Origin of the sequence: Kitasatospora sp. NPDC085879, from assembly GCF_040686255.1 — a bacterium.
Lineage (GTDB): Bacteria > Actinomycetota > Actinomycetes > Streptomycetales > Streptomycetaceae > Kitasatospora.
In genome coordinates this window covers 1-26,781 of the sequence record NZ_JBFBJZ010000040.1, presented here as the reverse complement: position 1 = coordinate 26,781, position 26,781 = coordinate 1, and the positions used below count along the sequence as shown (strand labels likewise).

Genomic DNA, 26,781 nt, shown 5'->3' with positions numbered 1-26,781 from the left:
CAGCCGTCGTCGTCGGCCCGGCACGCCTCCCGACGCACGGACCTGCCCGGCCCCGGGGCGGCTCGTGGCCCCGCGGCCGGGCAGTCGACCTGATCCCTACTCAATCACGCCCGGGTTGACCGGTCCCGAACCGGAGGTCCAGGTGTCCTCGTCCTCGATGAGATAGTCCGGACGGTTCCCGCGGTTCCGGTCCTTGCGGCCCGCGCCTGCGGCACCGTGCCCGCCGCCGAAGCCGCCCTGGCCGGACCGGCCGTCCGCGCCGCGCTCGGCCCGGCCGCGCAGACCGGTACCGCCCTGGGTGAACTCGCCGCCGGCCGAAGGCCCGCGGCGTCCGCCGACCGCTCCGCCGGCCCGGCCCACCAGGCCACCGCCCGCACGGCCGCCGCCGGCACCGCCCTTGGCACCCGCACCGCCGCCCGCGCCGCCGGCGTGCGGCATGCCGCCCATGCCGGGGGCGCCGCCGCGGCCCGCCTGGCCTGCGGCCGGAGTGCCCGTACCGGACGTGCCGCCGGGGCGGGCCCCGGCGCCGGTGGTGCCTGCGCCGCCGGTACCGCCCGCGCGACCCGCGCCGACCGTGCTGCCGCCGCCACCGCCACCGCGGCCGCCGCCCAGACCGCCCAGTCCGCCGCCGCCCGGGAGACCGCCCGGAAGGCCGCCGCCGGGCAGACCGCCGCCGCCGAGGTTGCCGCCGCCGGGCAGCGTGCCGCCACCGGGCGGGGTGCCGCCGGGCAGTGTGGGGTTGGGCGAGGTCGGCACCGTCGGCGCGTGGTCGATGCCCGTGCTCGGGATGTGCGGCGCCGGGTACGGCATGGTGTGCACCGGGCCGGGCCCGGTGGGCACCTGGTGGATCGGCGGCGTCGTGGGCACCGCCTGATGGCCCGACGGTGGCGTCCACGTGGGCATCTGCGCCGGCCGGCCCGAGCCACCGGTGCCACCGCCGGTGCCACCGGTACCGCCTCCGACGGGCACGTTCTCGGAACCACCGGAGTTGGAGCCGGGCGGGGGCGGAAACACCGGAGGCTCCACCGAATTCAGCCGCGTGACCGACTGGTCGTACGACTGCCCCAGCTTCGCCATCTGCTGGATGGCGTCCTGGTGGGCCTGGTCGACGCGCTTCTGCGCGGCCTGCGCCTGCTCCTGGGTGACCCAGTCGGAGTCGACCATGCCGGCGACCTTGTCGGCCGCCCAGCCACCGACGAGGTTGCCGACGCCGGGCATCGCCATGCCGCCGGCGATGAAGCCGCCGACGCTGACCGCCGTGTTCGGCTGAGCCTCGTACCGGCGGACGAGCTCCATGTCGGAGGTCGGCACGTTCGGCATGCTCGACTTGACCTCGCTGAGGGTCTCACCGGCGGTCGCCATGTAGGTGCCGGCGTTCCGGGAGTAGTCGGCGAGCTGCATCGTCGACTTGGAGACGTTGCCGCCCCAGGTCCTGAAGCTCTCGGCCGCCTGGCCCTCCCACTCGAGGCCGCTCATGTGGGCGTGCAGCTCGTTGCTGATGTCGTCCATCTTCTGGGCGGCCAGCATCAGTCGCTGGCCGACCTGCATGACGGCCACCGGGTCCGCGCTCTCGACCATGGCCACCAGCTGCTCGTGGCTGGCGCCGCCGAAGTCGTCGCCGTCGCGGTGCATCCGGACGAACCGCTTCTCGGTCATGCCTCACTCCCCCTGTCCGCTGCCGGAGCGTCCATCAGTACGCACCCTGCTGGGTGCCGGTGGTCGGCTGCGCGGCCGACTGCGTGTAGGAGGCGGGCTGGGCGTACGTGCCCCCGCCCGCAGCCCGGTAGCCACCCGCGGGCGGCAACTGGGACTGCGTGCCGGCCTCGTTGAGGATCGAGTGGAACTTCTGCCGCTGTTCCTCGTCTGCGTTGTCGTAGCCGCGGGCCGCCATGTCGATGCTGGCGCTCATCGCCTCGATCTGCAGGGAGAGCGTCCTCGACAGCTGCTCCAGGTTGGCGTGCACCGTGGCGTAGGCGCTCATCAGGCTGCCGGCCTGGCCGAAGTTCTGGCCGAGCTGCCAAGTCTGCAGCTGCTGCTGGGAGACCTCGCCGTGGCTCGCGGGCGAGCCGTCGAGGTCCTTGAGGATCGCGTCGACCTTGTTCTTGAAGGTCTGCAGGTTCTCGACCTCGACCTTGACGGCCTGGGTGCCGACCTGTCCGGCCAGCGCCGCGGACTGCGCGACCATGGCCGCGGTCTGGGCGGCCGTCACCGTCGAGACGACGTTGTAGAAGAAGCCGGACGTACCGCCGCCGCTGCCGCCGCCGGAGTCCGCCGCGTTCACCATCGTTCAAACCTCCCCCGTGTCCGACCGGCCCGCCGCGGCCCGCCGTACCACCACATCTCTCGCCCCCGGAATCAGGGTCTGTCACCGTTCGGTCGGTTGTGCGCACCGACGGGCGGCAGCAACCCCCACCCGTAACATAGCGGCCCGCACCGACGGCCCGTCAGGGGGGCGGGGCGTACGGCCGCCATCGGTACGCACTCGTCACCGGACGGTCACAACATCCCCTCCCCAGGCCGTTGTTCCCGCCCCGGAAGGCCCGCGGGAGCGCGCCCGGGCCCGGGGTTTGCGCGGCGCCGCGCAGCCCCGGGCCCGGGTGGGGTGTCAGCGCTGCCAGCCGGCCAGGTGGGCGTCGATCTCGGCGGCCAGGCCGGCCTTGCCGGCCGGGTCGAGGAAGGAGGCCTCGACGGCGTTCTTGGCCAGGGCGGCGACGCCGGCCTCGTCGAGGCCGAGCAGGCGGGCGGCGACGGTGTACTCGGTGTTGAGGTCGGTGCCGAACATCGGCGGGTCGTCGCTGTTGACGGTGACCAGCAGGCCGGCGTCGACCATCTGCTTGATCGGGTGGTCCTCCATCCGCTCGACGGCGCGGGTGGCGATGTTCGAGGTCGGGCAGACCTCCAGCGCGATGCGGTGCTCACCGAGGTGGTCGAGCAGCGCGGGGTCGTGGACGGCCTGGGTGCCGTGGCCGATCCGCTCGGCGCCGAGGTCGCGCAGGGCGTCCCAGACGGTCTGCGGTCCGGTGGTCTCGCCGGCGTGCGGGACGCTGCGCAGGCCGGCCGCCCGGGCCCGGTCGAAGTAGGGCTTGAACTGGGGGCGGGGCACGCCGATCTCGGGGCCGCCGAGGCCGAAGCTGACCAGGCCCTCGGGGGCGAGGTCGACGGCGAGCCGGGCGGTCTCCTCGGCGGCGGCGAGGCCGGCCTCACCGGGGATGTCGAAGCACCAGCGCAGGACGACGCCGAGCTCCTTCTCGGCGGACTTGCGGGCGTCCTCGATGGCCTCCATGAAGGCGACGTCGGGGATGCCGCGGCTGACCGAGGAGTAGGGGGTGATCGTGAGCTCGGCGTACCGGATGTGCTGGCGGGCCATGTCCTCGGCGACGCCGTAGGTGAGGGCGCGGACGTCCTCGGGGTCGCGGATCAGGTCGACGACGCTCAGGTACACCTCGATGAAGTGCGCGAAGTCGGTGAAGGTGAAGTACTCGGCCAGGGCCGCGGGGTCGGCCGGCACCTTGCTGCGGCCCTCGTGGCGGGCGGCGAGCTCGGCGACCACCCGCGGGGAGGCGGAGCCGACGTGGTGCACGTGGAGCTCCGCCTTGGGCATGCCGGCGATGAACGCCTCGATCCGGTTGCTGCCTTCGGTCACCACACACGCTCCTTCGCACGCCAAACGGACTCTGCATGCTATCCGCCGAGGGCCACCGCGACGGTGTGGATCAGCAGGCCGGCGAGCGCGCCGACGACCGTGCCGTTGATCCGGATGAACTGGAGGTCGCGGCCGACGTTGGCCTCGATCTTGCGGGAGGCGTCGTCGGCGTCCCAGCCGGCGACGGTGTCGGAGATCAGCGCGGTGATCTCCTCGCGGTAGGTGGCGACGACGTACTCGGCGGCGTCCTGCAGCCAGCCGTCGGCCTTGGCCTGCAGCTTGGGGTCGGTGGCCAGGCGGCGGCCGAGCGAGCGGAGGCCGTCGCGCAGGCGGCGGCGCAGCTCGCTCTGCTCGTCCTCGGCGGCGCCGAGGACGAGGGTGCGGACTGCTGCCCAGGAGGAGGCGATGAGGTCCTGGACCTCGGGGCGCTCCAGCAGGTCGGCCTTGGCGTGCTCGACCCGGGCGATGGTGTCGGGGTCGTGCTGGAGCTCGGTGGCGAAGTCGGCGAGGAAGTTGTCGACGGCGCCGCGGGCGGGGTGCTGCGGGTCGTCGCGGATGTCGGTGACGAACCGCATGAGCTCCTTGTAGACCCGTTCGCCGACCTGGTGGTCGATGAACTTGGGGGTCCAGCCGGGTGTCTTGCTGGTGACCCGCTGGACGATGTCCTCGTGGTGCTCGGTGAGCCAGTGGTGGACGCGGACGCTGACCAGGTCGACCACGCCGTGGTGGCCGCCGTCGGCGACGACCTTGCCGAGCAGCCGGCCGGCGGGTTCGGCGACGGGGGTGGCGGCGGCCCGGCGGGTGACGGCCTCGGCGACGACCGCCTGCACGTCCTCGTCGCGCAGGACGGCGATGACACCGCGCAGTGCGGCGGCGGCCTCGCGGGTGACGCGCTCGGCGCTGCCGGGGGCGGCGAGCCACTCGCCGAGCCGGCGGGAGATGCCGATGGCGTCCAGTCTGGCGCGGACGACCGGCGGGGAGAGGAAGTTGTCGCCGACGAAGTCGCCGAGGGACTTGCCGAAGGCGTCCTTCTTGGTGGGGATGATCGCGGTGTGCGGGATGGGCAGGCCGAGCGGGTGGCGGAAGAGCGCGGTCACCGCGAACCAGTCGGCGAGGGCGCCGACCATGCCGGCCTCGGCGGCGGCCGCGACGTAGCCGGCCCAGGCCCCGGCGCCGGCGGCCGAGGCCCAGGTGGCGAGGGCGAAGACGGCGGTGGCGAAGGCCAGCAGGCCGGTGGCGATGGTCTTCATCCGCCGTACGCCGAGGCGCTTGCGCTCGTCGGCCTCGGTGAAGCTGACCCCGGCGGGAGGTCGGGAGGCCGTTCCGGTTCTCTGTTCGACGCTCACCCGGACAGTCTGCCCCGCGCCCGCCGTCCTGATCGCGCCGCCGGGCCGGGCGGCGTGATCGGGGCGGCAGGGCGGGGGCCGTGCGGCTCAGCCGATGGCCACGCCCGCGTACATCCGGGCGATGACGTCCTCGATGGCGGGTTCGCGGACGGAGAGGTCGGCCAGCGGGTAGCGGGCGGCGACCGCGGCGACGATCGGCGCGGCGCTCTCCCGGGCGGGGAAGGCCAGCCACTGGCGGGGTCCGTCGACCTTGACGGTGCGGGCGCCTGGCACCCGGATCGGCGGGTGCGCCTCGGCGAGGTCGACCACCAGGGTGCGTTCGCTCTCGCCGGCGGCGTGCAGGCCGTCGAGGTCGCCGTCGTGGACGAGCCGGCCGTGGTCGATCACCATGACCCGGTCGCAGAGCTGCTCGATGTCGACGAGGTCGTGGGTGGTGAGCAGCACGGTGGTGCCCCGGGTGCGGTTGGCCTCGCGGAGGAAGGCCCGGACCTTGGCCTTGCTGACCACGTCGAGGCCGATGGTGGGTTCGTCCAGGTAGAGCACGCCGGGGTCGTGGAGGAGGGCGGCGGCGAGGTCGCCGCGCATCCGCTGGCCGAGCGAGAGCTGCCGGACGGGGGTGTCGAGGAGGGCGCCGAGGTCGAGGAGTTCGACGCAGCGGTCGAGGTTGGCGCGGTAGCGGGCGTCGGGGATGCGGTGGATGCGGCGGGCGAGTTCGTAGGAGTCGCGCAGCGGGAGGTCCCACCAGAGGGTGGTGCGCTGGCCGAACACGACGCCGATCCGGCGGGCGAGGGCGGTGCGGTCGCGGGCGGGGTCGACGCCGGCGACGCGGAGCCGGCCGGAGGTGGGGACGAGGATGCCGGTGAGCATCTTGACGGTGGTGGACTTGCCGGCGCCGTTGGGGCCGATGTAGCCGACGCACTCGCCGGCGCCGACGGTGAAGCTGAGGCCGTCGACGGCGTGCACCTCGCGCCGTTCGCGGCGCAGGCGCCCGGTGCGGGTGCGGACGGTGAAGGTGCGGCGGACGTCGTCGAGTTCGATGAGGGCCATGGGGGGTTGCTCCTGTTCGTCGGCGGGCGGTGCGGGGTTCGGACGGGCTGTCAGCTGCCGGCGCCCTGGTAGGCGCGCAGGCCGGCCCGCCAGAGGAGGCCGGCGGCGAGCACGCAGAGCACGGCGGCGACCGGCGAGGCGTACTGGAAGGCGGTCGGCAGGCCGAGCGGGTCGGGACGGCCGAGGATGTGCAGTGCGGGCAGCCAGTTGACGAAGGCGAGCGGGACGCCGAAGACGGTGCCGGCGACGAGTTCCTTGGCGAAGACGGTCGGCGGGTACTGGAGGACGGTGGCGCCGCCGTAGGTGAGGGAGTGCTGGAGTTCCCCGGCCTCGCCCCACCAGAACTGCAGGGTGGCGCCGCCGACGAAGAGGCTCGCGAAGATGAGGCTGCCGCAGGCCAGCAGCACGGGGACGAGCAGGATCCGGTCGGCCGTCCAGTGCACGTGCACGGCGGTGAGGGACCAGCCGAGGACGGCGGCGGCCTGGACGGGGCGGCCGAGGCGGCGCAGCGAGAAGCGTTCGGCGCAGACCTGGGCGAGGGCGGGGGCGGGCCGGACCAGCATGGTGTCGAGGGTGCCGGTGCGGATGCGGGTGCCGAGGGCGTCGACGGAGCCGACGAAGAGGTTGGCGGTGCCGAGTGCGAAGGCGGAGGTGCCGTAGAGGAAGCCGAGTTCGGGGAGGGTCCAGCCGCCGAGGGTGTCGGTGTGGCGGAACATCAGGACGACGACGGCGAAGTCGAGCGAGGTGGTGGCGAGGTTGGCGGCGAGCATGAGGGTGAAGGAGGTCCGGTAGGACATCGAGGACCTGGTCCACATGCCGGCCATCAGCCACCAGGCGTGGACGGCCCCGCGGAGCCGGGTCCACGGCGAGGGGCGCTCCGCGGGGAGTAGGAGGGTCTGCTCAGCCACCCTGCACCACCACCTTGCGCACGGCGAGCGCGAGGGCGAGCCGTCCGGCTGCGAAGAGTGCGGCGGCCCAGGCGAGTTGGAAGGCGAGTCCGGTGGCGAGCGCGGTGCCGGTGCGGTGCCGGACCAGGATGTCGGCGGGGATCTGGATGAGCGCGGCCCAGGGCAGGGCGGCGGCGAGGCCGCCGAGCCAGCCGGGGAAGAGCGTGATGGGCAGCAGCATCCCGGAGAAGAACATGGCGACGACCACGGCGACGGCGCGGACGCCCTCGGAGTCGTGCAGCCAGAAGCCGGTGAGGACGACCAGGAAGCGCAGGCCGAAGCTGACGGTGACGGCCAGCAGGGCGGAGAGCAGGAAGGCCGCCCAGACCAGCGGTGAGCGGGGCAGGCTCAGGTCGAAGGCGAGGGCGCCGGCGAGGGTAGCCAGGGTGCCGCGGGCGAGTAGGTGGAAGGCGGCGCGGCCGAGGTCGGTGGCGAGCCACCAGCCCTGGAAGTCGACGGGTCGGTGCAGGTCGACGGCGATGTCGCCGGTGCGCATGCGTTCCTGGACGTCGTCCTGGAAGCCGCCGCCCCAGACGGCGACGGTGACCAGTAGGGCCTGGCTGATCCAGATGTAGGTGACGGCCTGGGCGGTGTCGTAGCCGCCGAGTCCGGGTCGGGCGTGCCAGAGGGCGAGGAAGGTGTAGGCGAGGATGAAGCCGAAGACGGTGTTGGTGACGGTGCCGGCGGCGGTGGCGGCGCGGTAGGTGGCGTAGCGCCGGAAGGCGCCGGCGGCGACCGCGCGGTAGACCGCCGGGCCGCCTCCCTCCCGCCGTTCGGGGACCACGGCGTTGACCATATTGTCTCCTTGTCGACTTTTCGGTCCGCAGTCGTGTGCGGGCCCGGACGGGCGCACGCCGAGCAGCCCGCGCGCGGACGCACGGGCAGCCCCGATCGGCTCCGACCGGGCGCACCCCGGGGGTCCGGAGCGGCGGGCGGAGCTGACCGATGTCTCAGCGCTGTGCGGTTGTCACCTTTCACCGTAGCGCCGGGGGCCGGGCCGCGCAGGCGAATTCCGGCACGCCCGAGCGGACCGGCCAAAACACCTGATTACGGGTCAAATCGCCCATAATCTCCCCATGACCAGAGCGCAGCGAGCCAACAACCCGGCGGGCGAGAGCCACCACCGCCCCGGGAAGGACACCGCCACGCGCACCGATCCGCCCGCCCAGCGCGGCTCCGCGGCCGCCCCCGCGGCCCCCGGCACGCCCGCCCGGCCGGCCCCCGCGCCCGCCGCCCCACCGGGCCGGGCCCCCGGACCGCGCCGCCCCGACCGCGAGCAGGAGCGGCCGTACGAGACCGGCCCCACGCCCGGCACCCGCCGCGACCGCCGCCGACAGCGCCGCAGGGCACGCCGCGACCGCCGCCGCGCCCTCCCCCGCTGGCGCCGGGCCATCCCCACCTGGCGCACGTCCCTGACCCTCGGCGGCGGCGGCCTGCTGCTCGCCGCGGGCACCTTCGCCGCGCTCTACCTCGCGGTGCCCGTCCCCGACCCCAACGCGCACGCCCTCGCCCAGAGCAACGTCTACTACTACGCCGACGGCACCACCGAGATCGCCCGCACCGGGGCCGTCAACCGCGAGGACGTGACGCTGGACCAGGTCCCCGTGCACGTCCGGGACGCCGTCGTCTCCGCCGAGGACCGCAGCTTCTACCGCAACCGCGGCATCGACCTCAAGGGCATGCTCCGCGCCGCCTGGCAGAACGTCAGCCACCTGGGCCAGGGCGGCCGGGCCTTCCAGGGCGGCTCCACCATCACCCAGCAGTACGTCAAGAACTACTACCTGACGCAGGAGCAGACCCTCACCCGCAAGGCCCGCGAGCTGTTCATCTCGCTCAAGGTCGACCGGCAGGACAGCAAGGACGAGATCCTCGCCGGCTACCTCAACACCAGCTACTTCGGCCGCGGCGCCTACGGCGTGCAGACCGCCGCCCGCGCCTACTTCGGCACCGACGCCGCCCACCTCGACCTCGCCCAGGGCGCCTACCTCGCCGCCCTGCTGCAGGCCCCCAGCGCCTACGACGTCAGGACCGCCTCCCCCGCCAACCGCGAGAAGGCCGTCGCGCGCTGGAACTACGTCCTCGACGGCATGGTCACCCTCGGCTTCCTCGACCCGGCCACCCGCACCGCGACCACCTTCCCCGAAGTCCTCGACCCGCAGCCCGCCGGCGGCCTCGAGGGCCAGGCGGGCTACCTCGTCGACATCGCCGACGACTGGCTCACCCAGACCGGCGTCCTCGACACCGCCACCCTCAAGGCCGGCGGCTGGCGGATCACCACCACCTTCGACAAGGACCGCCAGGACGCCTTCGTCAACGCCGTCAAGCAGGAGCTCACCGCCGAACTCGACCCAAGCGCCCGCCCCCGCACCGACACCGACGTCCGGGTCGCCGGCGCCTCCGTCGAACCCGGCACCGGCCGCATCGTCGCCGCCTACGGCGGGCCCGACTACGCCGTGCAGCCCTACAACGACGCCCTCCGCCAGGACAACCAGGTCGGCTCCACCTTCAAGCCCATCGACCTCGCCGCAGCCCTGGAGGGCGACCGCACCAGCCAGGACAACAAGCCCATCACCACCCAGTCCCTGTACGACGGCACCAGCGGCCGCGTCGTCGTCGGCGGCCCCACCCCCTACGCCCCGCCCAACGAGGACAACGAGAACCACGGCCAGATCACCCTGCGCGAGGCCATGATGCGCTCGGTGAACTCCGTCTACGCCCAGCTCGGCATCGACGCCGGACTCGACAACGTCCGCCGCACCGCGATCCGCCTGGGCCTGCCCGACAGCCTCCAGGGCATGGACCCGGACCACAGCTCGATGACCCTCGGCACCGCCACCCCCAGCGCCCTCGACCTCGCCGCCGTCTACGCCGCCCTCGCCAACCACGGCCAGGCGGTCCGGCCGTGGGCGGTCAGCGCGCTGGACCGGCCCGGCACCGGCGACCGGCCCGTGCTGCCCGCCCACGAGGCGACCACCGCCGTGAGCCGCACCAGCGCCGACGCCGTCACCGACGTGCTGCGCGACACCGTCGGCCCCCGCGGCACCGGCGCCACCGCGCAGGCCCTCGGCCGCCCCGCCGCCGGAAAGACCGGCACCACCGACGACAACCGGTCCGCCTGGTTCGCCGGCTACACCCCCGAACTCGCCACCGTGGTCGGCCTGTTCCGCGAGGACAAGAAGACCCACGCCAAGGAGTCGCTGGCCGGCACCGCCGGCTACGAGCGGATCAACGGCGGCACCTTCCCCGCCCGGATCTGGACCTCGTACATGGGCGCCGCCCTGAACGGCGCCCCGGTCGCCCAGTTCGACCTGCAGCCCGGCCCCGGCAACACCGAGCCGCCCTCGCCCAGCGCCCAGGCCCCCGCCGCCCCCAAGGCCAAACCGAAGCCCAAGCCGAAGCCCAAGCCCAAGGCGCCCGCACCCGCCGTCAAGCGCCCGGCCGGCCGGCCCGCCGCCGCCCCCGCCCCGGCCCCCGGCCTGCCGCCCGTCCCCCGCCCCACCGGACCGGCCCTGAAGCGCAATGCCCCCTGATCCGACGGTGCCCCGGACCGTGTGCACGGTCCGGGGCACCGTCGGATCAGGGCCGGGCCCTCACAGGTACAGGCCGGTCGACCCCTCCGCGCCGGACAGCCGCTCGGCCGCCACCGCGTGCAGGTCGCGCTCGCGCAGCAGCACGTACGTCGCGCCGCGGACCTCGACCTCCAGCTTGTCCTCCGGGTCGTACAGCACCCGGTCGCCCGGCTCCACGGTGCGCACGCTCTGGCCGACCGCGACCGCCTCCGCCCAGGCGCAGCGCCGGGACAGCTCGGCCGTCGCCGGAATGAGGATGCCGCCGGTGGAACGGCGCTCGCCCTCCCCCGCGTCGACCTTCACCAGCACCCGGTCGTGCAACATCCTGATCGGCAGCTTCTCGCCCAGCCTGTCGTGCCGGTGCTCCTCGTGCCGCGCGCTCTGCTCGTCGTTCTTGCTCACGCACCCGACCGTACCCGCCCGGCGGCCCCCGGGTGCACGGCGGGCCCGCAGGTGCCCGCCATCCGGAACACACCCGGAACGGCCCCGGCACCCGGCCGGGACGCATCGGCGCCGCGGACACGGGAGGCGGGCACGGGAGCGCGCATGAGGGCGGACAAAAAAGCGGACATGAAAGAGGGGCCGGGCCGCATCAGCGCCCCGGCCCCTTCCGTCCGGCCTCAGCCGCGGCGCCGCTTGCGGGCGGAGGCCAGCAGCAGCACCACGCCGACACCCACCAGGGCGGCCGGCACCACGCGCTCCGGCCGCGGCCGGCCCTTCTCGTCGGTGAAACCGGCCTTGACCTGCTCCAGCGCCCCGCTGGCCGCCACGTACGCCCGGCCGACCTTCTGCTCGACGGCGCCCATCATCCGCGCCTTGGTCTGCGCGGCGACCGTCGCGGGGTGCACCCGCATCGCCAGCTCGTCCAACGTCGTCGCGAGCCGCTCACGGGCCTGCGCGATGTCCCCCTCGATCTGGGCCGTCGTTCGCGCCGACTTGTCCTTGCTCGCCTGGGCCACGAGAGCCACCCCAATCACTGATGCTGTCCTGTGCGACTCGCACAGTCTGTCAGCTCGCCCCTCGCCGCGCGCAGCACCACCCACCGACAGGGGTAGGTTTGCCGGGGTACGACCACCCGTCCAGCACGAGGAGAGATCCACCGTGAGCGAGCGCCTCAAGGCCGGCGACCCCGCCCCCGCCTTCACCCTGCCCGATGCCGACGGCAACCAGGTGTCCCTCGCCGACCACCTCGGCCGCAAGGTGATCGTGTACTTCTACCCGGCCGCCCTCACCCCCGGCTGCACCACCCAGGCCTGCGACTTCACGGACAACCTGGAGGTCTTCGCCGGCGCCGGCTACGACGTCATCGGCATCTCCCCGGACAAGCCGGAGAAGCTCGGCAGGTTCCGCGAGAAGGAGAACCTCAAGGTCACCCTGGTCGCCGACGAGGACAAGTCGGTGCTGGAGGCCTACGGCGCCTACGGCGAGAAGAAGCTGTACGGCAAGACCGTGGTCGGCGTCATCCGCTCCACCGTCGTGGTCGACGAGGAGGGCAAGGTCGAGCACGCCCTCTACAACGTCAAGGCCACCGGCCACGTCGCCAAGCTGCTGCGCGACCTGCGGGTCGGCGCCTGACACCGCGTCGGCGAGACGGCGGGCACCGGGGCTCCCCCGGTGCCCGCCGCGGCGTTCCGGGGCCGGGCGCCGGACGTCACCGTGTCACCGTCGTGTTCCGAAGTGGTCGTGGGAAGGACAAGACGCCACGGCCGCGCACCGCGCGGCCCTAGCGTCGGCGAGCGTCGGGTCGAGCAGCCCGAGCCGCCCACCACCCATCGGGAGACACCGTGCCGAGCATCGGAACCCGCACCGCCCGCAGCATCCTCGCCGCGGGCACCCTGGCCGCCGCACTGACCCTCACCGCCTGCGACCCGGAGGCCGCCCCCGGCGCCGACGCCGCACCGGCCGGCACCCCCACGGCCGCCGCCGCGACCACCCCCGCCGCGCCGAGCGGCCCCGCGGCCGCCACCCCGCCCGCCACGGCGAAGCAGACCGGCAAGGCGGGCGGCGGCAAGCACACCGTGATCTCCGTGCAGCACGCCGCCGGACTCACCAAGTCCAGCGGCGACGGCACCATCACCGACGTCCCGGTCGACCCGGGCGAGATGCGCGACGGCATGCACCTGGTGCTGGAGAACTACGACCGGGCCGGGCAGACCTCCGGCCGCCGGATCCTCTTCGTCGGCGTCGACAACGTCCCCGAGGACACCAGCAAGCGCCGCGAGCACCTGTGGCGCGGCCTGATCGACTACGCCGCGGGCAACGGCTCCACCGGCACCCCGGGTACCGGCACCGCCTACGCGCCCGGCCCGCTCGGCGGCAGCCTGGAGTGCCTGCCGTACGGCGCCGACGCGCTCTGCGGCTGGGCCGACTCCTCGACGGCCGCCGTCGCGCTCTTCCCGCAGTCCTCGCCGGCCGCGGCGGCCAAGCTGTTCGCCTCGATGCGGGCCGACCTGGAGCAGTAGGCCCCGGACGAAGCGGTGGCGGCCGACCCCCCGACCGGGTCGACCGCCACCGCCGTTCCTCACCTCAGGTCAGTCAGCACGGACCGAGGTCGTTCCACACCCCCCACTGACCGGTGGTGGAGGGGTCCTCGCCCTGGGTCCACCACTTGTTGCTGTACGCGCGGCCCTTCCAGGACACCGTGGTGCCGGCCGTGGCGTACACCGTCGCCGCGTTCCAGCTCGGCGCGGTGCAGGTGCCGCCGGTCGGGCTGGCCGAGGTGGTCGGCGAGCTGCTCGGGGAGCTGCTGGGCGAACTGCTCGGCGAGGCGCTCGCCGAGGCCGACGGGCTGGCCGAGGAGGACGCGGAGGCCGAGGCGCTCGGCGAGGCGGTCGAACCGGTGCCGCCGCGGGTCAGGTCGCCGGTCAGGCCGTACAGCGTGCCGCCGACGTTGACCGTCCAGTTGGCCGGGGTCGAGACCGGCAGGTAGTAGACGAAGTCCATGTCGACCGAGGCGCCCGGGGCCAGCGACTGCCAGCTCGGCAGCTTCACCGACACGCGGTTGTACACGCCCTTCAGACCGCCCACGTTGTTCGCCGCCGTGTGGTCCTGCCGGATCACCGTCAGGCCGAAGCCGGACTGGTCCTTGGCGTTGCCCGGCGCCGAGTCGGCGTAGTCGAACTGGAACTCGGTGCCGCCCGGCAGGGTCAGCGTCGAGTTGTTGACGATGTGGATCTTCGGGTTGATCGGGTAGTTCGAGTCGCCCAGCGCGAAGTTGGTGAACGACACGTCGATCGGCAGGGTCTGCTGCGGCAGCGCGATCGTCGACCGGGTCGCGCCGTACGCCGAGGCCGCCTTGAACCTGTCGTACATCAGCGAGGTCAGCGTCGAGCCCTGCACGTACTCGCCCTTGCCGCCGTTGGCGGCGGCGTCCCAGCGGTAGTCGCCCGCGAGCTCCCAGATCATCGCGCCGCCGGCGCCCTGGTTGACCACGTAGTCGGCCTTCGCGGCCACCGACTCCTCGTCCTCGGTGGACAGGAACACCTTCTTGCTGTCGTTCCACAGCCACGGCGCCACCAGCGAGGAGCTGTAGTTGCGGGTGTAGCTGCCCTGCAGCGCGGTGTCCGTCAGGCCGTACTTGGAGAGGTAGTCCGGGACGATGCCCTTCTCCAGGTTCTTGGCGTGCCACATCGGGTTGGAGCCCGCCGGGGCCTCCTTGCCGTTGTCGTCCAGGTCGTGCCAGAGGTTGTCGATGCCGACCGCGCCGTCACCGCACGCCGTCAGACCGGAGCCCGCCGGACAGGTCGACGTCGAGGCGGTGCCCCACAGGCCGTTGGTGCCGCCGGTGACGTTCTTGAAGCCGCGGGTGTAGTACGGCAGACCGACGTTGATCCGGCCCGCCGGCATCGCGCCGCGGAAGTAGTGGTACGCCCAGTCGGTGTTCAGGTAGCCGATGCCGCCGTACTGCGAGGTGCCGTAGACGTTCGCGGCGGCCAGCTCGCCGTCCTTGCCGTCGTCGTACAGCGAGGCGTTCGGGCCGACGTACTTGTTCCAGGCACCGTGCAGGTCGTACGACATGATGTTGACGTAGTCCAGGTACTGCGTCACCTGGAAGGTCTCCATGCCGCGCAGCAGGTAGCCGGAGGACGGCGCCGCCACCGACAGCATGTAGTACTTGCCGTCCGTCGCGCCCGCGCGGTCGAGCTTCTCGCGCAGCGTCCTCATCAGCGCCGCGTAACCCTTGACCAGCGAACCGCGCTTGGCGTTGGAGATGGTGGCGTCCAGCGGGTTGCCGGCGTCCTTCATCGAGGTCGGGTACTCGTAGTCGACGTCGACGCCGTTGAAGCCGTACTTCTTGATGAAGTCGACCGCCGAGTCCGCGAAGGTGTTGATGCCGGCCTGGTTGACCGAACCGTCCGCGTTGACCGTCATCGAGTAGAAGCCGCCCGAGGACACGCGCTTGCCGTCGTCCCCGAAGTAGCCGCCCGTCTCGGCCCAACCACCCACCGAGATCAGGGTCTTCACATTCGGGTACTGCTTCTTGAACTTCGTCAGCAGGTTGAAATGGCCCTTGTACGGCAGGCTCGGGTCCATCTCGGCGCCGGCCACACCGGGGAAGGTCATGCCGGTCGCCGCGTTGGTCGCCGAGTCGGTGCCCACCGACAGCTTGTTGTCGCTGCCGACGTGACCGAAGGCGTAGTTGAGGTGGGTGACCTTGTCCCACGGGATGTTGTTGACCAGGTAGGCGGGGGTGCCGTCCTGCCCGGTGCGCCAGCCCGTGAAGTAGCCGATGATCCGGCGCTGGTGGTCGGCGCCCATCTTCTCGCGGCCCGCGGTGTCGTAGACGTCGCAGTAGGGGACGTCCACGCCCGGCGTGGTGTACATGCCGTCGGGGCGGCAGGACTGGTTGTCGGCGGCCGCCTGCGAGGGCGACGCACCCAGCGTCGCCAGCAGCAGGCCGGCCAGGCCCGCCGCCGCGGTGGCGGCCGCCGCCGCCCGCCGGCCGGAGACCCGGCGGCTGCCGACGGCGGTGGGACGCTGCACCGTCTGGGTTCGGTTCAACACTCGGTCCTCCAGGAGAGAGTGTCGGCGCACCCGAGTGGGGAAGCGGGCGCGCAAGTGGGGGAGGGTCGGACACGCCGCAGCCGACGTACCGTCAACCACCCGGCCGCCGAACCACAGAGTGCGCCGAAGCTATGTGGTCTGGACCATCCCGTCAATAGGTCTGTACCAATAAAGCGCTCTCCCGACCCCGTGGCCTCCCGCCCGATCCGATCGTTTCCGAACCGGGGGACGGGTACCGAACACAGGAACCCGCAGGGGGCGCACATGCGGATCAGATACACCCGCGAACTCCTCGCCACGACGGCGGCGGAGTCGGTCGGCGTCAACGACATGCTTCGACGGCTCGGCGTACCGCTGTCGGGCGGCACCCAGAGCTACCTGGGCAGGCGGCTCAGGGAGTACGGGATCGACACCGCACACTTCGCCGAACCGCCCCGCCGCCGGCCCCGCGCCCTGCCGCCCGAGCGGCTCACCGAGGCCGCCGCTGCGAGCACCAGCATCGCGGGGGTGCTGCGCGCCCTCGGCCTGCCCGATACCGGCAGCTGCCGAAGCCGGGTGAAGGCGGCACTGCTGGAACACCGCATCGACACCTCGCACTTCACCGGCGCGGCCCACAACAAGGGGCGCAGCACCGGGCCGCTGCGCAGGCCGGAGGAGCTACTCGTCCGCCGGCCGCCGGGCAGCCACCGCACCCGGGGGCGCCAACTGCGTGCGATGCTCGTCCATATCGGGCGGCCGGACGTCTGCGCCGACTGCGGCACCGGGCCGGTGTGGCGTGGGCCGCCCCTGACCCTGGAGGTCGACCACGCCAACGGCGACTGGCTCGACAACCGGGCCGAGAACCTGCGCCTACTGTGCCCGAACTGCCATGCCACAACCGACACCTACTGCGGGCGGAACCGGGGGCGCGAAGCACGCTGAGCCGGCCGACCGATCCGAGAGCGTTCCGCTGTAGCATGTTGGCTGCGGTACAAGCGGCCGTGGCGCAAAGGCGACGCAAACGGTTTAGGTCCGTTGGCCCGTGAGGGCTTGAGGGTTCGAATCCCTTCGGCCGCACAGGATGTTACCTAAGAAACGAAGGCCCGCCGGAATCACTCCGGCGGGCCTTCGGCGTTCCGTGTGTCAGCCGAGCAGTTCGCGGACGACCGGGGCGAGGGCGCGGAAGGCCTGGCCGCGGTGGCTGATGGCGTTCTTCTCGGCGGGGGTGAGTTCGGCGCAGGTCCGGGTCTCGCCGAGGGGCTGCAGGATCGGGTCGTAGCCGAAGCCGCCGTCGCCGGCGGGTTCGGTGCGCAGCGTGCCGAGGAGGCGGCCTTCGACGACGCGTTCGGTGCCGTCGGGGAGGGCGAGGGCGGCGGCGCAGGCGAAGTGGGCGCCGCGGTGGGCTTCGGCGATGTCGGCGAGCTGGGCGAGCAGCAGGTCCAGGTTGGCGCGGTCGTCGCCGTGCTTGCCGGACCAGCGGGCGGAGAGGATGCCGGGGGCGCCGCCGAGGACGTCGACGCAGAGGCCGGAGTCGTCGGCGACGGCGGGCAGTCCGGTGGCGCGGGCGAGGGCGTGGGCCTTGAGGAGGGCGTTCTCGGCGAAGGTGATGCCGGTCTCGGGGACGTCGGGGATCTCGGGGTAGGCGTCGGCGCCGACGAGTTCGACGTCGAGTCCGGCGTCGCCGAGGATGTCGCGGAGTTCGGCGACCTTGTGGCGGTTTCGGGTGGCGAGGACGAGGCGTCGTGCAGTCATGGGCCCACCGTAGGGCACACCGGGTTGGCGGGGTGTCAGCCGGTGCAGGTCTTGCTGAGGTTGCCTGCGGCGTCGCCGAGCGGCTTGAGGTCGGGGACCTGCTTGTTGTCGATGGCCTGCTGGGCCTTGTCGACCTGGGTGCGCAGGTCGGTGACGGCCTGGGAGACGTCGGTGTCGCTGGAGTTGCGGCTGATCTGGTCGAGGTCGTTCTTGAGGGTCTGCAGGGCCTGCCCGGCGGACGCGGGGTCGCTGGCGGCGTTGTTGAAGGCGTCGCCGGCCTGCGCGATGTCGTTGGTGATGCGGACGGCGGTGTTGCCGCAGTCGAGGGCCTTCTGGGCGGCGGAGCAGCTGACGGCGCTGAGCGGCAGGAGGAGGACGAGTCCGGCCACGGCGAGGGTGGTGGAGCGGGTGAGGCTGTCCGGCATCGGGTGTCCTCCGTGTGGTGGTGGGCGCGCGAGGGGTCCGTGGGTGGGGACGGTCGGCGGTGCCGGGTCGGTTCCCTCGGTTCCGGTCCGAACGGTACGGGCTGCGGGCGCGCCGTGTACAGGATGCGCGCCCGCGGCCCGGTGGGGTGTCAGCCTTCGAGGTCGCGGAGGGCCTTGTGCTGGATCTCGTCGAGTTCGGCGCAGCCGAGGGTGCCGAGGTCGAGGAGCTGGTCGAGGAGGGCGCGGTCGAAGGGGGCGCCTTCGGCGGTGCCCTGGACCTCGACGAAGCGGCCGTCGGAGGTGCAGACGATGTTCATGTCGGTCTCGGCGCGGACGTCTTCTTCGTAGCGGAGGTCGAGCATGGGGGTGCCGTCGATGATGCCGACGCTGACGGCGCTGACGCCGCCGGTGATGGGCTGGCCCTTGGCGCGGAGGATCTTCTTGTCGCGAGCCCAGGCGACGGCGTCGACGAGGGCGACGTAGGCGCCGGTGATGGCGGCGGTGCGGGTGCCGCCGTCGGCCTGGAGGACGTCGCAGTCGAGGACGATGGTGTTCTCGGCGAGGGCGCGGTGGTCGATGACGGCGCGCAGCGAGCGGCCGATGAGGCGGCTGATCTCGTGGGTGCGGCCGCCGATCTTGCCGCGGACGGATTCGCGGTCTCCGCGGGTGTTGGTGGCGCGGGGGAGCATGGAGTACTCGGCGGTGACCCAGCCTTCGCCGCTGCCCTTGCGCCAGCGGGGGACGCCTTCGGTGACGCTGGCGGTGCAGAGGACTTTGGTGTCGCCGAAGGAGACGAGGACGGAGCCTTCGGCGTGCTTGCTCCAGCCTCGTTCGATGGTGATGGGGCGGAGCTGGTCGGGGGTGCGGCCGTCGATGCGTGACATAGGCACCGAGCGTAGCCGTTGCGGGGTGTGGTGCGGCCCGCCGTCCCGGTGGGGGCGGCGGGCCGTGGTCGGCGCGGGGCCGGTCACTCCATCATGTCTTCGATCTCGCCGGCGATGGGGTCGGCGTCGGTGCCGATGACGACCTGGATGGCGGTGCCCATCTTGACGACGCCGTGGGCGCCGGCGGCCTTGAGTGCGGCTTCGTCGACGAGCTCGGGGTTGACGACCTCGGTGCGCAGGCGGGTGATGCAGCCTTCGACCTCTTCGATGTTGTCGATTCCGCCGAGGCCGGCGACGATCTTCTCTGCCTTGCTGGCCATGTGTGTCTCCCTGTGTGTCGGCGGTTCGGCCGGTGGTGTCGGGTGCCGTGCCGCGTCGTTGCCGTGGTGCGGTGGTGTGCCGGGTGTGGTGACGCGGGTTCAGGTTCCGTGTCGGCCGGCGGCGCGACAAGCATTTCCCGTTTCGGGGTGGTTTGCCACGTCAGTCCACTTTTGGCCCATTTTGGCGCGCAGCGGAGTGCGGCCGGGCCTCAGGATGGCGATCATCGGGCTGCCGTCCGGCGGCCGCTCGCCTCCCAAGTGGTCTACACCAATAGTAGGTGTATCGCCGGGGCGGCGGAACGGACCCCCGGACGCGGCCGTGGACCGCGCGGGGAGGACTCCCATGAGTACAGCAGGCACGGCGCCCGCACCGACACCGTGGTGGCAGTCCTTCTACGGCGGGCTGCAGAAGATGGGCCGCAGCCTGCAGCTGCCGGTGGCGGTGCTGCCAGCGGCCGGGATCCTGAACCGGCTGGGCCAGGACGACGTGTTCGGCAAGGACGGCCTGGGCTGGGACAACGTGGCGAAGGTGTTCGCGGCGGCCGGCGGTGCGCTGCTGGACTCCAATCTGGGCCTGCCGCTGCTGTTCTGCATCGGTGTGGCGATCGGCATGGCGAAGAAGTCGGACGGTTCGACGGCGCTGGCGGCGGTGACCGGCTTCCTCGTCTACTACAACGTGCTGCGGGCCTTCCCGGACCGGGAGCAGTGCACGGGCACGATCACGGGCAATCAGTGCATCGACTTCTCGGCGCACACGTCGAGCACGGCGGTGTTCCAGAACCCCGGGGTGCTGGGCGGCATCCTGATCGGGCTGATGTCGGCCTGGCTGTGGGTGCGCTACCACCGGACGAAGCTGGTGGACTGGCTGGGCTTCTTCAACGGGCGCCGGCTGGTGCCGATGATCACCGCGGTGGGCGGGCTGGCGCTGGCCTGCCTGGCGCTGTGGGTGTGGCCGCCGATCGGCCGGGCGATGACCGACTTCTCGCAGTGGCTCGCCGACCTCGGCTCGGGCGGCGCGGGCATCTTCGGTGTGGCGAACCGGGCGCTGCTGCTGATCGGCATGCACCAGTTGATCAACACCTTCGTCTGGTTCCAGTTCGGCGAGTACCACAAGCCGGGCACGGACGAGGTGGTGCACGGGGACATCCCGCGGTTCCTGGCGGGCGACCCGACGGCCGGCCAGTTCACCTCGGGCTTCTTCCCGATCATGATGTTCGCGCTGCCGGCGGCGGCGATGGCCATCGCGCACTCGGCGAAGCCGCACCGGCGCAAGGAGATCTACGGCCTGATGACCTCGGTCGCGCTGACCAGCTTCGTCACGGGGGTGACCGAGCCGGTCGAGTACTCCTTCGCCTACATCGCGCCGGTCCTGTTCGTGCTGCACGCCCTGCTGACCGGTGCCTCGATGGCGGTGACCTGGGCGTTCGGCGTGCACGACGGCTTCAGCTTCTCGGCCGGGTTGATCGACTACGTCATCAACTGGGGGTTGGCGACGAAACCGTGGCTGATCATTCCGATCGGTCTGGCTTTCGCGGTGGTCTATTACGCGCTGTTCCGGTTCGTCATCGTGCACTTCGACCTGAAGACGCCCGGCAGGGAGGACGAGGACCAGGTCGAGGACGTGACGAAGGCCTGAGCGCCATTTGTTGCGCAACTCGCCAAAATGGCCGGTGACCGAGCGCAGTCAAGATCGTCGATCCGCAACAAGGTTTCGATTTCATAGCGCTTCCGACCTGCGGCGCTTTCAAGGGTTCCTTCCTCCGTCGGGCACGTGTTAGAAACTGGTCTACACCACTCGTGGTGTAGACCAGTTCGCGAGTCGGCCCCCGATGCACCCCCACCGACCCGCCCTGCCGTTAGGAACCACCCCATGAGTACGACTGCGCAGGCACCGGCGCCCGCCGCGGCACCGGCACCCTCCCCGATCAAGAAGATCGGCCAGAGCACGCTCCAGGGCCTGCAGAAGATCGGCCGCAGCCTCCAGCTGCCGATCGCCGTGCTGCCGGCCGCGGGCCTGCTGCTCCGTCTCGGCCAGGACGACGTCTTCGGCAAGGACGGCCTCGGCTGGGACAAGGTCGCCGCGGTGTTCAGCACGGCGGGCGACGCCGTGTTCAGCAACCTCCCGCTGCTCTTCGCGGTGGGCATCGCCATCGGCTTCGCCAAGAAGGCCGACGGCTCGACCGCCCTCGCCGCACTGGTCGGCTTCCTGGTGTACAAGAACGTGCTCACCGCGTTCCCGATCACCGACGGCCACATCGCCGACGGCAAGTGGGTCCAGCCCACCTACCAGAACCCGGGCGTGCTCGGCGGCATCGTGATCGGCCTGCTCAGCGCCGTGCTGTGGCAGAAGTACCACCGCACCAAGCTGGTCGACTGGCTGGGCTTCTTCAACGGCCGCCGCCTGGTACCGATCATCATGGCCTTCGTCGGCACCGCCGTGGGCGTGCTCTTCGCCCTGGTCTGGGGCCCGGTCGGCGACGCGATCGGCAGCCTGAACGACTCCCTGATCGGCGCAGGCGCCTTCGGTGCGGGCGCGTTCGGCCTGATCAACCGCGGTCTGCTGCCGGTCGGCATGCACCAGTTCGTCAACTCCTACGCCTGGTTCCAGACCGGTGACTTCACCAAGGCCGACGGCACCGTCGTGCACGGCGACCTGACCCGCTACTTCGCCGGCGACCCGACGGCCGGCCAGTTCATGTCGGGCTTCTTCCCGATCATGATGTTCGCGCTGCCGGCCGCCGCCCTGGCGATCGCGCACGCCGCCCGCCCGGAGCGCCGCGCCGCGGTGATGGGCATGATGATGTCGCTGGCGCTGACCTCCTTCGTCACCGGCGTCACCGAGCCGATCGAGTTCGCCTTCCTCTTCATCGCCCCGGTCCTGTTCGCCATCCACGCGGTGCTGACCGCCGTCTCGATGGCCGTCACCTGGGCGCTCGGCGTGCACGCCGGCTTCACCTTCTCGGCCGGTCTGATCGACTACGGCCTGGGCTTCAGCAAGGCCACCCACCCGCTGCTGATCATCCCGATCGGCCTGGTCTTCGCCGCCCTGTACTACGTGCTCTTCCGCTTCGCGATCACCAAGTTCAACCTCAAGACCCCCGGTCGCGAGGACGACACCGAGGTCGAGGACGTCACCAAGGCCTGACGCCCCTCCCCCACCCCCGTACGGACCCCGCCCCGCTGCTCAGGGCGGGGTCCGTCGCCACGTCCCGGCCGGTGTGAGGCAGGACACAGGGAACGTCCGGCCCGGTCCGCTCCTCCTTGTGCGGTGACGGCCCGTCGACGGGACGGCGCCGACCGGCCGACCCGGCCGACCGAAGCGAGGGGGAATCCGTGGACCGCACCGCGCAGCGCACCGGAACGGCGGTGGCCGGACTGCTGGCCGCCGACGCCGCACTCCACGTGTACTGGGCCACCGGCCGCACCTGGCCCGCCGCCGACGGCCGGGCGCTCTCGCAGGCCGTCCTCAACGCCGACGTCCCGTTCACGCCGCCCGTGGTGCTGCCGCTCGCCGCGCTGCTGCTCGCCGCCGCGGCCGCGGTGCTGGCCCGCGCGCACGGCCGCGGCGGTCCCCGCACCGCCCGGCTCTGCCGGCTGGCCACCGCCGCCGTGGCGGCCGGGCTGCTGCTCCGCGGAGCGGCCGGACTGGTGTGGGCCTGTGGCCTCGGCACGGACCCCGGCAGCACCTTCCACCTGCTCAACCTGGTGCTCTACACGCCGCTCTGCCTCGGCTTCGGCGCGGCGGCGGCCCGGACCGCCGGGATCGGAGCGCTCCGACCGGTGCGAGACTTCCGCCGTGGCTGATCCCGACGAGCGCTCGCGCGGCGTGGCGCTGGCCCGCGCCGCCCGGCGCGGGGACACCCTCGCGATGAGCGACCTGCTCGACCACCTCACGCCCCACGTCGGGCGGATCTGCGGACGGATCTGCGGGCCCGCCGCCGCGGCCGGCCGCCAGGACGCGGTGCAGGAGACGCTCACCGCCGTCTTCCGGGGCCTGCGCTCGCTGCGGGACGTGGACGCGCTCTACGGCTGGGTCCGGGTGCTGGCCGTCCGCGAGGCGGTGCGGGTGGTCCGCCGGGACGGCCGCGACACCCCCGCCGAACTCACCGCACTGCCCTCCCCCGGGGACGCCCAGCTCGCCGCGGACATCCGGGACGTGCTGGGCCGGCTCACCCCCGAGCACCGGGCCGTCCTGCTGCTGCGCGACGTCGAGGGCCTGGACGAGCGGGCCGCCGCCGGTCTGCTCGGCATCCCCGAGGGCACCGTGAAGTCCAGGCTGCACCGTGCCCGGACCGTATTCCGAAGGATGTGGACGGCATGACGACGGACGACCCGACCGCCCCGCTGGACCCGGTGCGGCGGCTGCACGTGATGGCCGCGGGGATCCGCGGCGCCCGCGTCACCGAGGGCGTGGTCGACGCGCCGTTCGACCGGGTGTGGGCGGTCATGGGCGACCTAGAGGGCGAGTTCGGCCGCTTCCAGCCGGACATGAGGAGCCTGCGCGTGCTCCGCCGGGACGGCGACCGGGTGGCGGCCCTGGCGCGCAGCCGGTACGGGATGCGGGCCCGGTTCGACGGGGTGATCCGACCGGGCTGGTGCTGGCTGCAGAGCCGGTTCCTGATCGTCGGGATGGCGGCCGTCGCCGACGGGGCCGGTGCCACCCGGGTCGCGCTGACCGGCGGCGTCCGGGTGCCGGGCAAGGCGGCACTCGTCCCGCTGGGCACCCGCCGCGAGCCGCGGCTGGCGCTGGCCCGCCTGCAGCAGCGGGTGGACGGGAGCCGCTAGATCCAGCCCAGGCGGGCGGCGTGCACCCCGGCCTGGAAGCGGCTCTGGGCGCCGAGGTCGGTGGTGAGGTCGGAGACCAGGCGGCGCACGGTGCGCTCGGAGATCTCCAGCTTCCTGGCGATCGCCTGGTCGGTCAGGCCGGCGGCGAGCAGCCGGAGCACCTCGCGGTGGCGGTCGTCGGGCACCGGGCGGCCCAGCAGGTCCGGCGGCACCCAGGCCGCCGTCCAGAAGTACTCGAAGAGCTCGCGGACCACCGCCAGCACGGCTTCGTCCCGGACGACGAGCGCGGTGTCGGGCGCCCCGCCGGGCGCGGGCAGCACCGCCATCGTGCGGTCCACCGTGATCAGCCACAGCGGGAGGGTGTGCGCGACCCGGATGCCGGCCCCTGCGGCGGTGAGCCGCTGCACGTGGTCGAGCACCTCCGGGTGGTGCAGGGCCGCCGCCGGGTAGACGGTGCGCAGCCGGACGCCGTGGGCGAGCGCGATGCGTTCGCGGGCGAGTTTGCCGTCGAGGGCGGTGCGGGAGTGCTCCTGGCCGGGGCGCAGCGACAGGACCTCGGTGCGGGCGCTGTGGGCGGCGTCCTCGAGGAGCGCGGCGATGCGGTCGGCGCCGTGGACGAGGTGTGGGGTGCCGCTGTCGGCGGTGTCGCTCTGCGCGGGCAGGTAGCGGCTGTGGAGTTCTTCGACGGTGTCGCGGGTGCGGCGGACGGCGGTGAAGAGTTCGGCGAGGTGTCCGTCGGCGTCGGCGAGGAGGTGGCGGACGGCGGTGGCGACGGAGACCGCGGTCAGTCCGCTGCCGGGGTCGGCGGTGGGACGGAGCAGTCCGAGCTGTCTGAGTTCGCCGACCGCCGCGTCGAACTCGGTTTCGTCCCAGCCGAGTTCGCCGCGCAGGTCGGGCAGCGGGCGGCTCGGGTCGGTGCGCAGGCGGCGGTAGAGGGCGGTGCTGTGCTCCACGGCGGGGACGATAGCCACCCGGTCGGTGGGCGAACCGTGAATTCCACCATCCGGGACGGCGGCTCCGGTCCCGGCCATGGCCGGTTCAGGCGCCCGCGGGGGCGGTGGCGCGGGGGTGTCGGGGCGCCAGGATGGCGGCATGGTGACGACGGAGGCTTCGACGATCTGGTTCGACGGCGCGCTGGTGCCCTGGCACGAGGCGCGGGTGCACGTGCTGACGCACGGCCTGCACTACGGGACGGGGGTGCTGGAGGGCACCCGGGTGTTCGGGACGGCGGAGGGGCCTGCGGTGTTCCGGCTGGAGGACCACCTGCGCCGGCTGGTGCGCAGCGCGCACATGCTGCGGATGCCGTTGCCGTACGGCGTCGAGGAGTTGGCGAAGGGCACGGTGGAGTTGCTCCGGGCGAACGGTCAGGGAGCCTGCTACGTACGGCACTTCGCGTTCCTGGGGGACGGCGCGATGGGCCTGGACATGCGGGGTGCCGGGACGCGGACGGTGATCGCGTCCTGGGAGTGGCCGGAGCAGGCGCCGGGGCGTCCGCTGCGGCTGAAGACCAGCAGTTGGCGGCGGACGGATCCGAACAGTGTGCCGCCGGCGGCCAAGGCGACCGGCCCGTACCTGAATTCGGTGCTGGCGCGGCGGGAGGCGACGGACGCCGGGTACGACGAGGCGCTGCTGCTGGCCTCGGACGGTTCGGTGAGCGAGTGCAGTGCGGAGAACGTGTTCGCGGTGCGGGACGGGGTGCTGCGGACGCCGCCGGTGGCGGCGGGGGCGCTGGAGGGGGTCACCCAGGACACCGTGCTCGCGCTGGCCCGGGACCTGGGGGTCGAGGTGCGGGTGGAGCGGCTGCTGCGCTCGGACCTGTACGCGGCGGACGAGGTGTTCGTGTGCGGGACGGCGGCGGGGATCGTGCCGGTGGGTTCGCTGGACGACCGGGAGCTGCCGGCGGCACCCGGCGCGGTGACGGCGCGGGTGGCGGAGCTGTACCGGGCGGCGGTGTCGGGCGCGGAGCCGCGGTACGGGCGGTGGCTGACCCGGGTGTGAGCCGGGTCAGAGCTCCCAGACGGCGCCGGGGGCGGCGAGTTCGACGGGGCCGGTGAAGGCCTCGGCGGCGTCGCGGCGGTTCTGCTCGGCGTCGGTCCACGGCGGGATGTGGGTGAGCACGAGGCGGCCGGTGCCGGCGGCGGCGGCGTGCTCGCCGGCCTCGCGTCCGTTGAGGTGGATGGCCCGGAAGGTCTCCTTGCCGTCGGTGTAGGCGGCCTCGCAGAGGAACAGGTCGGTGTCGCGGGCGAGGTCGACCAGGTCGGCGCACTCGCCGGTGTCGCCGGAGTAGGCGAGGGAGGCGTCGCCGTGCTCGATCCGGAAACCGTAGGCCTCGGTGTCCAGGTGGTTGACCTGGGCGCTGGTGATGCGCAGCGGGCCGAGGTCGAAGCTGCGGTTGCCGAGCGGGCGGAAGTCGAAGACCTCCTTCATGCCGGGTTCCTCCGGCATGTCGTAGGCGCGGGCGAGGCGTTCGGCGGTGCCGTGCGGTCCGTAGACGGGGAGCGGCGCGGGGCAGCCCTCGACCCGGTAGTTGCGGGCGACCCAGTAGGCGCAGAGGTCGATGCAGTGGTCGGCGTGCAGGTGGCTGAGCAGGACGGCGTCGACGTCGTAGAGGCCGGTGTACTTCTGCAGCGCGCCGAGGGCGCCGTTGCCGAGGTCGACGACCAGGCGGTATCCGTCGGCCTCGACGAGGTAGCTGGAGCAGGGCGAGTCGGCGGACGGGAAGCTCCCCGAGCACCCCACCACGGTCAGTTTCATGCCGAGCCCCTCCGCCCCGATGGGTCATGGTCCACGCCGGCGCGGCACTACCTCTCGGTAGCGGTGCCCCTTCGCGTTGTCGAGAGTAAGGGCCGGGCGGCACTTTGCCCCCGTCTCCGTGCCGGGCTGTGGCTGGAATCACCAGAACGGGCCGGGTCGGGTGGCGGAGGGGGCGCGGCGGGGGCGCGGCGGGTCGGAGGGGGGTGCGGCCGCGGAGGGCCGGGCGCGGGTACGGCGAGCAACTCCTCCTTCAGCGCGCCGGGTTCGCCGTAGGGGCGGGTGACGACGACGCGGTGGACCTCGGCGTCCCCGTCACAGCGGACCGC

Annotated in this window: 26 protein-coding genes and 1 tRNA gene; 11 read left to right on the top strand and 16 right to left on the bottom strand. The window is 72.9% G+C overall.

Going from position 1 to position 26,781, the window contains the following annotated elements; all coding sequences use genetic code 11:
• Nucleotides 1-96: 96 nt before the first annotated feature.
• From AB0P35_RS26925 to AB0P35_RS26895, 7 genes are all read right to left on the bottom strand, one after another.
• Nucleotides 97-1,656: a hypothetical protein gene (locus AB0P35_RS26925; protein ID WP_363515421.1), complete on the bottom strand. Its 1,560-nt coding sequence runs from the start codon at nucleotides 1,654-1,656 to the stop codon at nucleotides 97-99.
• Nucleotides 1,657-1,690: 34 nt separating this feature from the next.
• Entirely contained in the window at nucleotides 1,691-2,284 is a 594-nt protein-coding gene (locus tag AB0P35_RS26920) for a hypothetical protein (RefSeq protein ID WP_363515418.1), read from the bottom strand.
• A 321-nt stretch (nucleotides 2,285-2,605) separates the two neighbouring features.
• The gene (locus tag AB0P35_RS26915) at nucleotides 2,606-3,643 is read right to left on the bottom strand and encodes an adenosine deaminase (protein WP_363515415.1); all 1,038 of its coding nucleotides are present in this window, start codon (nucleotides 3,641-3,643) and stop codon (nucleotides 2,606-2,608) included.
• 38 nt (nucleotides 3,644-3,681) lie between these two features.
• Nucleotides 3,682-4,989 carry a DUF445 domain-containing protein gene (locus tag AB0P35_RS26910; protein ID WP_363515412.1) on the bottom strand — a complete coding sequence of 436 codons (1,308 nt, stop codon included), beginning with the start codon at nucleotides 4,987-4,989 and terminating at the stop codon, nucleotides 3,682-3,684.
• A gap of 87 nt (nucleotides 4,990-5,076) precedes the next feature.
• The gene (locus AB0P35_RS26905; protein WP_363515409.1) at nucleotides 5,077-6,036 is read right to left on the bottom strand and encodes an ATP-binding cassette domain-containing protein; all 960 of its coding nucleotides are present in this window, start codon (nucleotides 6,034-6,036) and stop codon (nucleotides 5,077-5,079) included.
• Nucleotides 6,037-6,086: 50 nt separating this feature from the next.
• On the bottom strand, nucleotides 6,087-6,860 hold the full coding sequence (locus AB0P35_RS26900; RefSeq protein ID WP_363515511.1) for an ABC transporter permease: 774 nt from the start codon (nucleotides 6,858-6,860) through the stop codon (nucleotides 6,087-6,089).
• Nucleotides 6,861-6,936: 76 nt separating this feature from the next.
• The gene (locus tag AB0P35_RS26895) at nucleotides 6,937-7,779 is read right to left on the bottom strand and encodes an ABC-2 family transporter protein (RefSeq protein ID WP_363515406.1); all 843 of its coding nucleotides are present in this window, start codon (nucleotides 7,777-7,779) and stop codon (nucleotides 6,937-6,939) included.
• Nucleotides 7,780-8,059: 280 nt separating this feature from the next.
• Here AB0P35_RS26895 and AB0P35_RS26890 point away from each other — a divergent pair, with 280 nt between their 5' ends.
• Nucleotides 8,060-10,513 carry a transglycosylase domain-containing protein gene (locus tag AB0P35_RS26890; protein ID WP_363515403.1) on the top strand — a complete coding sequence of 818 codons (2,454 nt, stop codon included), beginning with the start codon at nucleotides 8,060-8,062 and terminating at the stop codon, nucleotides 10,511-10,513.
• 60 nt (nucleotides 10,514-10,573) lie between these two features.
• On the opposite strand, the gene AB0P35_RS26885 is transcribed toward AB0P35_RS26890, so the two are convergent.
• Complete coding sequence (locus tag AB0P35_RS26885) at nucleotides 10,574-10,876, bottom strand: co-chaperone GroES (protein ID WP_257019333.1); 303 nt, start codon at nucleotides 10,874-10,876, stop codon at nucleotides 10,574-10,576.
• A 296-nt stretch (nucleotides 10,877-11,172) separates the two neighbouring features.
• A complete protein-coding gene (locus AB0P35_RS26880; protein ID WP_095874724.1) occupies nucleotides 11,173-11,511 on the bottom strand; it encodes a DUF3618 domain-containing protein in 339 nt (112 codons plus the stop codon).
• Between the two features lie 142 nt (nucleotides 11,512-11,653).
• On the opposite strand from AB0P35_RS26880, the gene bcp reads away from it, so the two are divergent.
• A complete protein-coding gene (gene bcp, locus AB0P35_RS26875) occupies nucleotides 11,654-12,127 on the top strand; it encodes a thioredoxin-dependent thiol peroxidase (RefSeq protein ID WP_363515400.1) in 474 nt (157 codons plus the stop codon).
• A gap of 209 nt (nucleotides 12,128-12,336) precedes the next feature.
• The gene (locus AB0P35_RS26870; protein ID WP_363515397.1) at nucleotides 12,337-13,014 is read left to right on the top strand and encodes a hypothetical protein; all 678 of its coding nucleotides are present in this window, start codon (nucleotides 12,337-12,339) and stop codon (nucleotides 13,012-13,014) included.
• Between the two features lie 73 nt (nucleotides 13,015-13,087).
• Here the strand turns inward: AB0P35_RS26870 and AB0P35_RS26865 are convergent, their stop codons facing one another.
• Nucleotides 13,088-15,457 carry a chitinase C-terminal domain-containing protein gene (locus AB0P35_RS26865; RefSeq protein WP_363515506.1) on the bottom strand — a complete coding sequence of 790 codons (2,370 nt, stop codon included), beginning with the start codon at nucleotides 15,455-15,457 and terminating at the stop codon, nucleotides 13,088-13,090.
• A 363-nt stretch (nucleotides 15,458-15,820) separates the two neighbouring features.
• On the opposite strand from AB0P35_RS26865, the gene AB0P35_RS26860 reads away from it, so the two are divergent.
• Together AB0P35_RS26860 and AB0P35_RS26855 are read left to right on the top strand one after the other, a co-directional pair.
• Entirely contained in the window at nucleotides 15,821-16,477 is a 657-nt protein-coding gene (locus tag AB0P35_RS26860) for an HNH endonuclease (RefSeq protein WP_363515394.1), read from the top strand.
• 53 nt (nucleotides 16,478-16,530) lie between these two features.
• Nucleotides 16,531-16,612: transfer RNA gene (locus AB0P35_RS26855), tRNA-Leu, on the top strand.
• 66 nt (nucleotides 16,613-16,678) lie between these two features.
• Here the strand turns inward: AB0P35_RS26855 and rdgB are convergent.
• The 4 genes from rdgB to AB0P35_RS26835 all read right to left on the bottom strand — a co-directional run bounded on the left by rdgB (nucleotide 16,679) and on the right by AB0P35_RS26835 (nucleotide 18,916).
• Nucleotides 16,679-17,287, bottom strand: coding sequence for an RdgB/HAM1 family non-canonical purine NTP pyrophosphatase (rdgB, locus tag AB0P35_RS26850; RefSeq protein WP_095874720.1), 609 nt, complete (start codon nucleotides 17,285-17,287; stop codon nucleotides 16,679-16,681).
• Nucleotides 17,288-17,322: 35 nt separating this feature from the next.
• Nucleotides 17,323-17,712 (bottom strand): hypothetical protein, encoded by a 390-nt coding sequence (locus tag AB0P35_RS26845; protein ID WP_363515391.1) that lies wholly within the window; start codon nucleotides 17,710-17,712, stop codon nucleotides 17,323-17,325.
• Nucleotides 17,713-17,861: 149 nt separating this feature from the next.
• Nucleotides 17,862-18,596 carry a ribonuclease PH gene (rph, locus tag AB0P35_RS26840; protein ID WP_095874718.1) on the bottom strand — a complete coding sequence of 245 codons (735 nt, stop codon included), beginning with the start codon at nucleotides 18,594-18,596 and terminating at the stop codon, nucleotides 17,862-17,864.
• An 83-nt stretch (nucleotides 18,597-18,679) separates the two neighbouring features.
• On the bottom strand, nucleotides 18,680-18,916 hold the full coding sequence (locus tag AB0P35_RS26835; RefSeq protein ID WP_363515387.1) for a PTS glucose/sucrose transporter subunit IIB: 237 nt from the start codon (nucleotides 18,914-18,916) through the stop codon (nucleotides 18,680-18,682).
• Between the two features lie 343 nt (nucleotides 18,917-19,259).
• On the opposite strand from AB0P35_RS26835, the gene AB0P35_RS26830 reads away from it, so the two are divergent.
• The 5 genes from AB0P35_RS26830 (at nucleotide 19,260) to AB0P35_RS26810 (ending at nucleotide 23,701) form a co-directional block, all read left to right on the top strand.
• A complete protein-coding gene (locus AB0P35_RS26830) occupies nucleotides 19,260-20,552 on the top strand; it encodes a PTS transporter subunit EIIC (protein ID WP_363515384.1) in 1,293 nt (430 codons plus the stop codon).
• A 234-nt stretch (nucleotides 20,553-20,786) separates the two neighbouring features.
• Nucleotides 20,787-22,061: a PTS transporter subunit EIIC gene (locus AB0P35_RS26825; protein ID WP_095874715.1), complete on the top strand. Its 1,275-nt coding sequence runs from the start codon at nucleotides 20,787-20,789 to the stop codon at nucleotides 22,059-22,061.
• 188 nt (nucleotides 22,062-22,249) lie between these two features.
• The gene (locus AB0P35_RS26820) at nucleotides 22,250-22,720 is read left to right on the top strand and encodes a DUF3995 domain-containing protein (protein ID WP_363515380.1); all 471 of its coding nucleotides are present in this window, start codon (nucleotides 22,250-22,252) and stop codon (nucleotides 22,718-22,720) included.
• Complete coding sequence (locus tag AB0P35_RS26815) at nucleotides 22,713-23,237, top strand: RNA polymerase sigma factor (protein ID WP_363515377.1); 525 nt, start codon at nucleotides 22,713-22,715, stop codon at nucleotides 23,235-23,237. The genes AB0P35_RS26820 and AB0P35_RS26815 overlap by 8 nt, the downstream gene beginning before the upstream one ends.
• Nucleotides 23,234-23,701, top strand: a complete 468-nt coding sequence (locus AB0P35_RS26810) for a hypothetical protein (protein WP_095874713.1) — start codon at nucleotides 23,234-23,236, stop codon at nucleotides 23,699-23,701. Before AB0P35_RS26815 ends, AB0P35_RS26810 begins: the two co-directional genes overlap by 4 nt.
• Here AB0P35_RS26810 and AB0P35_RS26805 read toward each other — a convergent pair.
• On the bottom strand, nucleotides 23,698-24,654 hold the full coding sequence (locus AB0P35_RS26805) for a helix-turn-helix transcriptional regulator (RefSeq protein WP_363515373.1): 957 nt from the start codon (nucleotides 24,652-24,654) through the stop codon (nucleotides 23,698-23,700). The two genes, AB0P35_RS26810 and AB0P35_RS26805, sit on opposite strands and share 4 nt — an antisense overlap.
• Nucleotides 24,655-24,793: 139 nt before the next feature.
• On the opposite strand from AB0P35_RS26805, the gene AB0P35_RS26800 reads away from it, so the two are divergent.
• Nucleotides 24,794-25,699, top strand: coding sequence for a branched-chain amino acid transaminase (locus AB0P35_RS26800; protein ID WP_363515370.1), 906 nt, complete (start codon nucleotides 24,794-24,796; stop codon nucleotides 25,697-25,699).
• 6 nt (nucleotides 25,700-25,705) lie between these two features.
• Here AB0P35_RS26800 and AB0P35_RS26795 read toward each other — a convergent pair whose 3' ends face one another.
• Nucleotides 25,706-26,455, bottom strand: coding sequence for an MBL fold metallo-hydrolase (locus tag AB0P35_RS26795; protein ID WP_363515367.1), 750 nt, complete (start codon nucleotides 26,453-26,455; stop codon nucleotides 25,706-25,708).
• Nucleotides 26,456-26,781: the final 326 nt, after the last annotated feature.

Excerpts from the sequence above, each read along its gene's own strand:
- AB0P35_RS26905 (WP_363515409.1), bottom strand. The coding sequence starts at position 6,036 with ATGGCCCTCATCGAACTCGACGACGTCCGCCGCACCTTCACCGTCCGC.
- AB0P35_RS26845 (WP_363515391.1), bottom strand. The coding sequence starts at position 17,712 with ATGCCGGACAGCCTCACCCGCTCCACCACCCTCGCCGTGGCCGGACTC.
- AB0P35_RS26895 (WP_363515406.1), bottom strand. The coding sequence starts at position 7,779 with ATGGTCAACGCCGTGGTCCCCGAACGGCGGGAGGGAGGCGGCCCGGCG.
- AB0P35_RS26885 (WP_257019333.1), bottom strand. The coding sequence starts at position 10,876 with ATGTTGCACGACCGGGTGCTGGTGAAGGTCGACGCGGGGGAGGGCGAG.
- AB0P35_RS26800 (WP_363515370.1), top strand. The coding sequence starts at position 24,794 with ATGGTGACGACGGAGGCTTCGACGATCTGGTTCGACGGCGCGCTGGTG.
- AB0P35_RS26795 (WP_363515367.1), bottom strand. The coding sequence starts at position 26,455 with ATGAAACTGACCGTGGTGGGGTGCTCGGGGAGCTTCCCGTCCGCCGAC.
- AB0P35_RS26830 (WP_363515384.1), top strand. The coding sequence starts at position 19,260 with ATGAGTACAGCAGGCACGGCGCCCGCACCGACACCGTGGTGGCAGTCC.
- AB0P35_RS26890 (WP_363515403.1), top strand. The coding sequence starts at position 8,060 with ATGACCAGAGCGCAGCGAGCCAACAACCCGGCGGGCGAGAGCCACCAC.
- AB0P35_RS26920 (WP_363515418.1), bottom strand. The coding sequence starts at position 2,284 with ATGGTGAACGCGGCGGACTCCGGCGGCGGCAGCGGCGGCGGTACGTCC.
- rdgB (WP_095874720.1), bottom strand. The coding sequence starts at position 17,287 with ATGACTGCACGACGCCTCGTCCTCGCCACCCGAAACCGCCACAAGGTC.
- AB0P35_RS26835 (WP_363515387.1), bottom strand. The coding sequence starts at position 18,916 with ATGGCCAGCAAGGCAGAGAAGATCGTCGCCGGCCTCGGCGGAATCGAC.
- AB0P35_RS26825 (WP_095874715.1), top strand. The coding sequence starts at position 20,787 with ATGAGTACGACTGCGCAGGCACCGGCGCCCGCCGCGGCACCGGCACCC.
- AB0P35_RS26810 (WP_095874713.1), top strand. The coding sequence starts at position 23,234 with ATGACGACGGACGACCCGACCGCCCCGCTGGACCCGGTGCGGCGGCTG.
- AB0P35_RS26925 (WP_363515421.1), bottom strand. The coding sequence starts at position 1,656 with ATGACCGAGAAGCGGTTCGTCCGGATGCACCGCGACGGCGACGACTTC.
- AB0P35_RS26900 (WP_363515511.1), bottom strand. The coding sequence starts at position 6,860 with ATGGCCGGCATGTGGACCAGGTCCTCGATGTCCTACCGGACCTCCTTC.
- AB0P35_RS26860 (WP_363515394.1), top strand. The coding sequence starts at position 15,821 with ATGCGGATCAGATACACCCGCGAACTCCTCGCCACGACGGCGGCGGAG.
- rph (WP_095874718.1), bottom strand. The coding sequence starts at position 18,596 with ATGTCACGCATCGACGGCCGCACCCCCGACCAGCTCCGCCCCATCACC.